The 9,110-nt window shown below is 71.3% G+C and carries 9 protein-coding genes and 1 pseudogene; 8 read left to right on the top strand and 2 right to left on the bottom strand.

Going from position 1 to position 9,110, the window contains the following annotated elements; translation table 11 throughout:
- The first annotated feature begins 3 nt into the window (after positions 1-3).
- From D9753_RS22690 to D9753_RS22705, 4 genes and pseudogenes are all read left to right on the top strand, one after another.
- Positions 4-795 (top strand): M48 family metallopeptidase, encoded by a 792-nt coding sequence (locus tag D9753_RS22690; RefSeq protein ID WP_240468248.1) that lies wholly within the window; start codon positions 4-6, stop codon positions 793-795.
- Between the two features lie 65 nt (positions 796-860).
- A pseudogene (locus D9753_RS22695) lies at positions 861-1,205 on the top strand (thiamine pyrophosphate-dependent enzyme); the annotation flags it as partial.
- Between the two features lie 169 nt (positions 1,206-1,374).
- The gene (locus D9753_RS22700) at positions 1,375-2,715 is read left to right on the top strand and encodes a VanZ family protein (protein ID WP_240468249.1); all 1,341 of its coding nucleotides are present in this window, start codon (positions 1,375-1,377) and stop codon (positions 2,713-2,715) included.
- 137 nt (positions 2,716-2,852) lie between these two features.
- Complete coding sequence (locus D9753_RS22705) at positions 2,853-3,779, top strand: serine hydrolase (RefSeq protein ID WP_121788662.1); 927 nt, start codon at positions 2,853-2,855, stop codon at positions 3,777-3,779.
- Between the two features lie 45 nt (positions 3,780-3,824).
- Here D9753_RS22705 and D9753_RS22710 read toward each other — a convergent pair whose 3' ends face one another.
- On the bottom strand, positions 3,825-4,205 hold the full coding sequence (locus D9753_RS22710; RefSeq protein ID WP_163010763.1) for a hypothetical protein: 381 nt from the start codon (positions 4,203-4,205) through the stop codon (positions 3,825-3,827).
- Between the two features lie 321 nt (positions 4,206-4,526).
- Here D9753_RS22710 and D9753_RS22715 point away from each other — a divergent pair, with 321 nt between their 5' ends.
- Both D9753_RS22715 and D9753_RS22720 read left to right on the top strand, forming a co-directional pair.
- The gene (locus D9753_RS22715) at positions 4,527-5,447 is read left to right on the top strand and encodes a serine hydrolase (protein ID WP_121788664.1); all 921 of its coding nucleotides are present in this window, start codon (positions 4,527-4,529) and stop codon (positions 5,445-5,447) included.
- Positions 5,448-5,511: 64 nt separating this feature from the next.
- Positions 5,512-6,516, top strand: coding sequence for an esterase-like activity of phytase family protein (locus tag D9753_RS22720; protein ID WP_121788665.1), 1,005 nt, complete (start codon positions 5,512-5,514; stop codon positions 6,514-6,516).
- Between the two features lie 42 nt (positions 6,517-6,558).
- Here D9753_RS22720 and D9753_RS22725 read toward each other — a convergent pair whose 3' ends face one another.
- Positions 6,559-7,572 (bottom strand): helix-turn-helix transcriptional regulator, encoded by a 1,014-nt coding sequence (locus tag D9753_RS22725; protein ID WP_121788666.1) that lies wholly within the window; start codon positions 7,570-7,572, stop codon positions 6,559-6,561.
- A gap of 459 nt (positions 7,573-8,031) precedes the next feature.
- Between D9753_RS22725 and D9753_RS22730 the strand changes: the two genes are divergently transcribed.
- Positions 8,032-8,220, top strand: a complete 189-nt coding sequence (locus D9753_RS22730) for a lysine biosynthesis protein LysW (RefSeq protein WP_121788667.1) — start codon at positions 8,032-8,034, stop codon at positions 8,218-8,220.
- Positions 8,217-9,086 carry a RimK family alpha-L-glutamate ligase gene (locus D9753_RS22735; RefSeq protein ID WP_121788668.1) on the top strand — a complete coding sequence of 290 codons (870 nt, stop codon included), beginning with the start codon at positions 8,217-8,219 and terminating at the stop codon, positions 9,084-9,086. Before D9753_RS22730 ends, D9753_RS22735 begins: the two co-directional genes overlap by 4 nt.
- The last annotated feature ends 24 nt before the right edge of the window (positions 9,087-9,110 follow it).

The following is a 9,110-nucleotide window of genomic DNA, read 5'->3' on the forward strand; positions in this document are numbered from 1 at the left end:
CGGGTGACCGTCCCGGCCGATCCTTCGACGTACTCCGCTCCCGAAGCCCACCTCACTGTGGACGGGCTGTCCCTTCGGGTGTGTGCCAGCGCCCGAAGGAAACGGTTCGCACTGACCGTCGAGACCGACGCGACCCTCACCCTGCACACCCCGGCCGGGCGCTCGACGGCCGAGGCGGAGCAGTTCGTCCGCGCGCACCGGGACTGGCTGCTGACCAAGCGGCGGGAGCGGGAGCGCACGCGCCCGCTCAGCCCCGTCAAGCAGCTCGCCGACGGAGAGGTCTTCCGCTACCTGGGGAGGACGTACCGGCTGGCCGTGTCCGGTGAGGAGGGGGCGGGCGGAGGAGTCCGGCTGATCGCGGGGCGCCTCATCATGGGCACGGATCTGGCGGCACAGCCGCAGGCGGGTCGGGCAGCGCTGGTCGACTGGTACTGCCGGGCCGGCCGGAACTGGACGGGACATCGGCTGCAGCCCTGGGCGGCCCGCATGGGGGTGGCCGAGCCGGAACTCGACGTGCGGGACCTGGGGGACCGATGGGGTTCGTACCGGCCGCCGCAGGCCGGGGCGGGCGCCAAGGGGCTGATGAGCCTCGGGTGGCCGCTCTTCCAGCTGCCCATGCATCTGATCGACTACGTCATCGCCCATGAGCTGGCCCACGTGAAGGTGTCCGGGCACCGAGAGGACTTCTGGCGGCTGCTGCGGATCGCGCTGCCCGAGTACGAAGAGCGGCGGGCGGACCTCGACGAGCTGGGGCGGCGACTCTGGATGGGTGATATTCGGGTAGGTCCTGGGTGACTCCTCGCATGTAGGTAGTTCAGTCACCGCAGTGCTGCCAGATCCCGTCCACCTACTCCGGCCTGACCCGCCCGGTGCTGGCGGTGTCCGGCGACGGCGGCGCGCTGTACTCCGTCGCGGAACTGGCCACGGCCCGCCAGTACGACCTGCCGGTCACCTGGCTGATCGTCGACGACGGCGGCTACGGCATCCTGCGCGAGTACATGACGGAGGCCTTCGGCCGGACGACGGCGACGGACCTGACCGGCCCGGACTTCGTGGCCCTCGCCGAGTCCTTCGGCGTCCCGGGGGTCCGGACGACCCCGGAGTCCCTGCGTAGGGACCTGATCGACGCCCTGTCCGCCCCGGGCCCGTCGGTGGTGGTACTCCCGGCGGTACTGAGGATGTTCGCGCCGACGCATCTGGCTTGAACCCCCGCCCCGACGGGCGGCCCCGCTCTCGGCTCCCCTGCGCTCGGATGGGTGCTGTTCCGTCGTCGGGGAGCTGGTGCACGGAACTGCCCGGCCGTCGTGGCCGTCCTCTCGGGTGATCATGAACTGGCGGCCCTGACCAGGCCGTCACCGGCGGGGGAGGGCAGACGTGTTCGAGGCTGTGTTCGGCGACGATCACTGGTTCCTGGGGGGACTCACCGTCCTCGCGACCGTGCTCGGGGGGACGGCGTGGCGGGTGGCTCGGGGGTGCCGGGCCGAGCGGCCCTTCTGGTGGGTGCCGTTCGTGTTCTGCCTCACCGGCGTGCTCGGAGTCACACTCGCCATGCGTGGGGGCGGGGCCGGGAGGGGCGAGTGTGTGATCAACCATGAGGTCACCGAGCCGCTCTACACCACCCAGGGCCTGTGGAACCTGGTGATGTTCGTGCCGGTCGGGCTGTTCGGGGTGCTCGCGTCGCGGCGGCCGGTGCCCGTGCTCGGTGGTGTGCTCGCGCTGCCCTGTCTCATCGAACTCATCCAGGCGCTGGCCCCGTTGGCCGCCGGCGTCTGCGACAGCGCCGATGTCGAGATGAATGTGGCCGGGGGACTGGCCGGTCTCGCCGTGGGGCTGTCGGCGGTGCGTGGCCGGGTGGCCTGGCGGGCGCTGGGCAGGTCCACTGCGGTTGCCCTCGGGGTGCTCGGTGTCCTTGGGGCCACCGTGCTGCAGAGCGCGGTCACCCTGGAGCATGTCGACGGTTCCAGCGTCCGGGACGCCCACGGGGATGAGCGGGAGGCCGCCGAGCGGGCCGTACGGCAGGCCTTCGGGAACCGGTACGAGATTGGTGACGTGCGCGTCAGTCCCGGCGTCGACGGCTACAACGGCTGGATGTCCGTCGAGTTCGCCGGCGGGTTCCCCGCGGAGCTGATGTGGCCTGGCGGGCGCCGGCTCACCGTCGACTTCGCCGGCACCTCCGGCGCGGGGTACGCCGTCCCCGGTGCCACCCAGCCCCACGACGCCCGGGACGCCTACCGCGTCGCCCGCGCCTACATGCGCGCCCACTACCCGTGGGCCGAGTCGGCCTCCTGGCATGTGACGCGCGCGGTGGGCCACTACGCGGGCGGCGGCGCGTGGGTCACCTCGTGGCGGTTCAGGGGGCGCGGGGTGGCCATGCCCCGCAGCCTCGATGTGCGGATCAGCCGGGCCGGGCGCGTCTACGGGCTGTCCGTCGACCTCGGCCCCACGCACGTGGAGCTGCCCGCGGGACTCCTCTCGGCACGGCAGGCCGAGTACCTCGTCAGGAAGCGGGAGCGGCGGAGCCGAGCCGATGCCGGGCACCTGCATATCCACGCCCGGGAGTTGACGACGGAGCGCGTCAAGGGGCATCAGGGGCCCTGGCGCGCGGTGTGGTCCGTGGAGGTGGCCGACCCGAGGTGCCGTCCCGACGGGGACGGGGACGGCTGTGAGCCCTACGTCACGTCGGTGGATGCCGCGACCCGGGAGATCGTCGACTGACACGGTGTGCCGAACACACGTCCCCTGAACTGGTGTACAGCCGTCCGCCCCACTGGTGAGTCTTCTCCGTAGCGCATGGGTGCGCTCGACGGCGTTGCAGACGACGCCTGTTCGATGTTCGAGGGGGGACTTTTTCCATGACTTACCGGATATCCGGCCGGGCCGGTGTGCTCGCGGCCGCCGCCGTCGGTGCCGCGCTGCTCATACCGGCCGTCACCGCCGCCACCCCGGCCGCCGCCACGACACCCACCGTCGGCTGTACGTCCGCCAAGGCGGGCCTGGCCGACAAGCTGAAGAAGGACATCACGGCCGCCCTCGCCAACCGCAAGGGCACCGTCGCGGTCGGCCTGTACGACCGCAGCACCAAGACGACGTGCACGCTGCGCGCCACCAGCGCCTACGACTCGGCCAGCAGCGTCAAGGTCACCGTGCTCGCCGCGCTGCTGTGGGACGCCAAGAAGCACGACCGGTACCTGACGAGCACCGAGCAGTCGCTCGCCAAGGCCATGATCACGCAGTCGGACAACACCGCGACCAGCAAGCTGTGGAAGCAGCTCGGCGTGACGAAGATCAAGGGCTTCCTGACCACCGCCGGGATGACGAAGACCGTGCCGGGGGCGGACGGTTACTGGGGTCTGACCCAGGAGAACGTCGTCGACGAGCAGAAGCTGCTCAAGCTGGTCACCGCGAAGAACAGCGTGCTGAGCGACAACGCCCGCGCCTACATCCTGAAGCTGATGGGCCAGGTCGTCGCGGACCAGCGCTGGGGCACTCCGGCCGGGGCGCCGTCGTCCGTCTCCGTGCACGTCAAGAACGGTTGGCTGCAGCGCTCCACGCACGGCTGGCGCGTGCACAGCCTGGGCACCTTCAACGGCGCCGGACACGACTACGTGATGACGGTGCTGACGCAGGACGACAGCACCATGGACTACGGCGTCACCACCATCCAGAACGTCGCCAGGGCCATCCACAAGGACCTGGTGCCGGCCACCTCCGGCGTCACCCGCTACACCCCGACCAGCGAGCCGCGCGAGGCGCTCGTCGCCGTACCGCCGCAGGGTTGAGAAACGGCCCGCCGGCCCTCCCGGGCCGGCGGGCCGGGCCGGGTCCTAGTCGGCCGGTACGGTCAGCGCCACCGTGTCTCCGCCCGTCACGGCGAAGGTGCCGGACCCGCCGGCGGCGACCGTGCCGCTGTGGACGACCGCGCCCGCCGGTGTCCTCTCCGTCAGGGTAAGGGTCCGGTTCGTGAGGTTCGTGACCGCGAACTGGGTGGCCCCGGCCTGGACGCCGTCACCCTGCTCGGCGATGCCGGGAAGGAACACGAAGGTCTGCAGGGTCACCAGGTTGCCCGAGCTGCCCTTCTGCACGATCAGCACATCCCCGGTGGCCGCTGCCGCGGTGCCCTCCGAAGCCGCGACGGCGCCGAGCCCCGCCAGCAGTGCGAGGACGGCTCCCGTCACGGCGCGACGTCTGCCTCGTGTGGTCCCCATCGTCTTCCCCTCCCTGATCGTGCCGCGCCCCGGGACGGGGCGGCGGCCGTGGCGCCGAGCCTCGCGGTGCCGGTGGCGGTGGGGGAAGAGGTACGGCGGGGGCGCACGAATGCACGCGGGCGCGCCGGATGGCCGGAACGTGCCGCCGGCGCGGGGGTGTTGTCCGTTTCGCCCGGTCCGTCGACGGGTCCCCGTCCCGATGGCCGTCCCCCTGCGTCACCGAACTGTCGTGCCTGCGAACATGCGTGCAGTCGTCGGCGCGTGTCGCGGCCGGCGCACGACCGCAGGACGCCCGAACGACGTTCCAGGGGGACTCTGTTCATGACCCACCGGATATCCGGCCGAGCCGGCGCGCTCGCGACCGCTCTCGGTGCCACGCTGCTCGTCGGCACCACCGCCCTTCCGGCCGCGGCGGCACCCACGGCCACCGTCAGTTGTACGTCCGCCAAGGCGGGTCTGGCCGACAAGTTGGAGAAGGACATCACGGCCGCCCTCGCGAACCGCGAGGGCACCGTCGCCGTCGGCCTGTACGACCGCTCCACCGGCACCACCTGCACGCTGAACGCCACCACCGCCTTCGACTCGGCCAGCAGCGTCAAGGTCACCGTGCTCGCCGCGCTGCTGTGGGACGCGAAGAAGCACGACCGGTACCTGACCGACACCGAGACCGCACTCGCCACGGCCATGATCACCGAGTCGGACAACGACGCGACCAGCAAGCTGTGGAAGCAGCTCGGCGTGACGAAGATCAAGGGCTTCCTGACCGCCGCCGGGATGACGAAGACCGTGCCGGGGGCGGACGGTTACTGGGGTCTGACCCAGGAGAACGTCACCGACGAGCAGAAGCTGCTCAAACTGGTCACCGCGAAGAACAGCGTGCTGAGCGACAACGCCCGCGCCTACATCCTGAAGCTGATGGGCCAGGTCGTCGCGGACCAGCGCTGGGGCACTCCGGCCGGGGCGCCGTCGTCCGTCTCCGTGCACGTCAAGAACGGCTGGCTGCAGCGCTCCACGCACGGCTGGCGCGTGCACAGCCTGGGCACCTTCAACGGCGCCGGCCACGACTACATGATCACGGTGCTGACGCAGGACGACAGCACCATGGACTACGGCGTCACCACCATCCAGAACGTCGCCAGGGCCATCCACAAGGACCTGGTGCCGGCCACCTCCGGCGTCACCCGCTACACCCCGACCAGCCAGCCGCGCGAGGCGCTCGTCGCCGTACCGCCGCGGAGCTGATCCGGGGCCGCGGCTTCACGGGGCGGTCTCCCGCCGGACACCGTCCCGTTCTACGGTGACCGCCATGCGCCCGAGAACCGTACTCGCCTCTCTCGCCGCCGGCCTGGCGGCGGCCACCTGCCTCACCGCGGGACCGGCCGCCGCCGACACGCCACCCGGCCATGCCTGTTCACCCCGCGTCCAGCTCGACCGCTTCTCCGACGCGCTCGACAGGACGACGTACGACGGCACGTTCGTCGGCAACCTGTCCGCCCTCGCCGTGGACCGGGACGGCTCGCTCGCGGCGCTGGAGGACCGCTCGTCCCTGCTCCGCCTGGACGCCCGTACCCTGCGGCCCGAGTCGGTCGTCCGCCTCGCCGACGAGACGGGCGCCGGCCTCGACTCCGAGGGCCTCGCCGTCGACGCCGACGGCACCCGGCTGATCACCTCCGAGACCGAGCCGTCCGTGCGCCGCTACTCCCGTGACGGGCGGATCCTCGACCGGCTCCCGGTGCCGGCCCCCCTGCGCACCGCCCCGGCCGGCCGCGCCACCGCCAACCAGACCTTCGAGGGCCTGACGCTGCTGCCCGGCGGCCGGACCTTGCTGGCCTCCATGGAGTACGCGCTCTCGGGCGACACCGCCGGCATCGTCCGCTTCCAGACCTGGCGCCGCACCGCGGGCGGCCACTTCCGGCTCGCCGCCCAGTACGCCTACCGCACCGACGCCGGTCTCGGCGTTCCCGAGGTCCGGGCCACCCCCGACGGCCGCCTCCTCGTCCTGGAGCGCGGTTTCACCGCCGGCGTGGGCAACACGGTCCGCCTCTACCTGGCCGACCTGCGCCACGCCACGGACACGAGCGGCATCGAGAACCTGACCGGCCAGGACGGTGTCCGCCCGGCCCGCAAGACCCTGCTGGCCGACATCGCCGCCTGCCCGTCCCTGGGTGCGACGGCCAGGCAGCCCCAGCCCGATCCGCTGCTGGACAACATCGAGGGCATGACGGTCACGGGCCGGGACCGCACGGGCCGCCTGCGGGTCCTCCTGGTCAGCGACGACAACCAGAACGCCGCCCAGACCACCCGCGTCTAATTCCTGCGGGTACGCACACCGTGACCTGACGGCCGTCCGGGCTCAGCTATCGTCCCGCCCGGCGGACATGCCGGGTTCCGGTTCGTCCAGGAGGCCGCTCTGGGCGGTCAGATAGGCGAGCTGGGCCCGGCTCTTGCTGCCGAGCAGGTCCGACACCTTCTTCAGATGGGTGGCCACGCTGCGGGTGCTCATGCCGAGCCGGCCGGCGATGGCGGCGTCCGTGTAACCGTCGACCATGAGGCGCAGCACCCGCAGCCGGGTCTCGTCGGTGAGCAGCCTGGGGCGCTGCTGGTCCTGCTCGTAGACGATCGGATCGCCCCGCTCCCAGGCGTGCTCGAAGATCGAGACGAGGAAGTGCACCACACCCGGATCGGTGATCCGCAGGGCGTGGTCGCGGTGCTCCTTCTCCATGTCGGGGATGAACGCCACCGAGCGGTCGTAGATGAGTAAACGGTCGAACACCTCGTCCACGGTGCGTACCTCCACCCCGACGGCGGTGACGGCCTTGATGTAGTCGAGCGTCGGGCCGTGGGCCCGCACGGTGTGCTGGTAGAGGCGGCGCTGGAGCACGCCCCTGCGCTGGGCCTCGAGGGCGAGCGGCAGGGATCTGGCGAGCATGTGTTCGGGCCTGCCGCCGCCGGGATGCGCGGTCAGCACCTCGCGTGCGGCCGACCGGGCCGCCTCGTCCACCGCCGCGCTGATCAGTGACGCGCCGGTGAGCCGCTGCACCACGCCGGCGTCCTTCTGACGCAGATCACGGTAGACGCCCTCCACCTGTGACATCGTCGTACGGACGGCGGTCAGGGCTTGCTGCTTCTCCAGGATCCCCTGTTCCAGGGGACGGGTCAGGGCGGCCGTGGCCACCTCGGGCGGGACGGGTACCAGTGTCTGCGGATCGCCCACCGCGGGCGTCAGCAGGCCGAGCGCGAGCAGACAGTCCGGGACGCGCTCCCGTACGGCTCTTCCGGACCGTACGGCGCTCCGGTAGAACTCCGCGCCCTCGCGGCAGAGTTCTGTTTGGCCGTCACCCTCACCTATGTCCGTTTTGCTGCACACGCCGCCCCCTTCGTACTTCCGCAGTGCAAGATCATGAGGCCTGGAATCGCTTCCGGCAACTTCCCCGGCGGGGCATTCTTTTCCGTGCAGGGGCGGCGATCACATGAATGGCCGCCCGCACGTGTCCAGGGGGGACTGGAAATGAAGCGCTCTCAGTTGGTCCGCAGAATCACCGGCGCCGTCGCGGTGTTCACCGCGGCTCTCGCATTCTCCGCCGGCCTTGCCGGTGCCGGCCGCGACACCGGGACGGCCACCAGCATGGTCGCGCACATGAGCGATGACAGTTGGGGATGAGCAGCGACCTCCGGATCTGACGATCCGTCATAGCTGAGCAGCGGCAGACCGTTTGACGTGCGCGCCGGCCGGGGGGCCGGCCGGCGCGCACCGTCCGGTAGCAGTTATTCCGTAAGAACGGCCGTACGGCCATGTCCGCATGCCGAAATTGTGAGGAGACAACGAATGAGCCTTGCTGTAATGGCCCCGAAGTGCCTCGTGTGCGATACCGAATTCGAGGTGCAGGAGGACTGGGAGAAGGGCGAGATCACCGAGTGCACCGCCTGCGGGCAGGAACACGAGGTGGTCGAGAAGTCCGACTCCGCGGTACGTCTCGACCTCGCTCCCGAGGTGGAAGAGGACTGGGGCGAGTGACGGACGCCGACCAGATCCTGCTCTCGGTCACGATGCTGCGTCCCGAGGAGAAACTCCTCCTCGGGGCGCTGCGCGCCCAGGGGCTCGCGGCGCGTCCGCTGCTCCTGGAGGACCTCTCCGCGGTCGTGGCGGGAGAGGCCGGCATGGCCTCCCTCGCCCTGATCAGGAATCTGTCCCACCGGGAGGCGATCAGCGTCTCCCGCCGGCTGGAACACGCCGGCGTCACCACCCTGAACAGGGCCGCGGCCATCGAGACCTGCAACGACAAGGGCCTCCAGGCCCTGCTCTTCGCCCGGTACGGCATCCCGCACCCCGCCACCCGGCACGCCTTCAGCTACGACCAGGTCCGCACGCGCGTCGCGGAGCTGGGCCTGCCCGCCGTCGTCAAGCCGGTCAGCGGGTCGTGGGGACGCGGGGTGACCAAGATGGCGAACGCCGAGTGCGTGGAGGCGTGGGCCGGCGGCCGTGAATCGGCGGACGCCTCGGGCAAGCTGTTCCCCGTCGTCGTCCAGGAGTACGTCGACAAGCCGGGCCACGACCTGCGGGTGGTGGTCGTCGGGAGCAGCCCCGTGGTGGCGATCCAGCGGGTCTCGGACGACTGGCGCACCAACACCCACCTGGGCGCCGAGGTCCGGCGCATCGAGGTCAGCCCCGAGATCGAGAAGCTCTGCGGGCAGGTCGTCGACGTCCTCGGCCCCGGCTTCTACGGCGTGGACCTGGTCGAGGACCGGGCCACCGGGGACCTGCTCGTGCTCGAAGTCAACGCCAATCCCGAGTTCGCCCGCTCCTCCGCCCGGCACGGCGTGGACGTCGCGGGCCTGCTCGCCGCGTACGTCGCGGAGCAGCTCGCCGCCGCGGCCGTATGACCCGGACCGGCCCGCACAAGACCG

It is taken from the genome of Streptomyces dangxiongensis, assembly GCF_003675325.1.
GTDB classification, from domain to species: Bacteria; Actinomycetota; Actinomycetes; order Streptomycetales; family Streptomycetaceae; genus Streptomyces; species Streptomyces dangxiongensis.

Excerpts from the sequence above, each read along its gene's own strand:
- D9753_RS22705 (WP_121788662.1), top strand. The coding sequence starts at position 2,853 with ATGACTTACCGGATATCCGGCCGGGCCGGTGTGCTCGCGGCCGCCGCC.
- D9753_RS22710 (WP_163010763.1), bottom strand. The coding sequence starts at position 4,205 with ATGGGGACCACACGAGGCAGACGTCGCGCCGTGACGGGAGCCGTCCTC.
- D9753_RS22715 (WP_121788664.1), top strand. The coding sequence starts at position 4,527 with ATGACCCACCGGATATCCGGCCGAGCCGGCGCGCTCGCGACCGCTCTC.
- D9753_RS22720 (WP_121788665.1), top strand. The coding sequence starts at position 5,512 with ATGCGCCCGAGAACCGTACTCGCCTCTCTCGCCGCCGGCCTGGCGGCG.
- D9753_RS22730 (WP_121788667.1), top strand. The coding sequence starts at position 8,032 with ATGAGCCTTGCTGTAATGGCCCCGAAGTGCCTCGTGTGCGATACCGAA.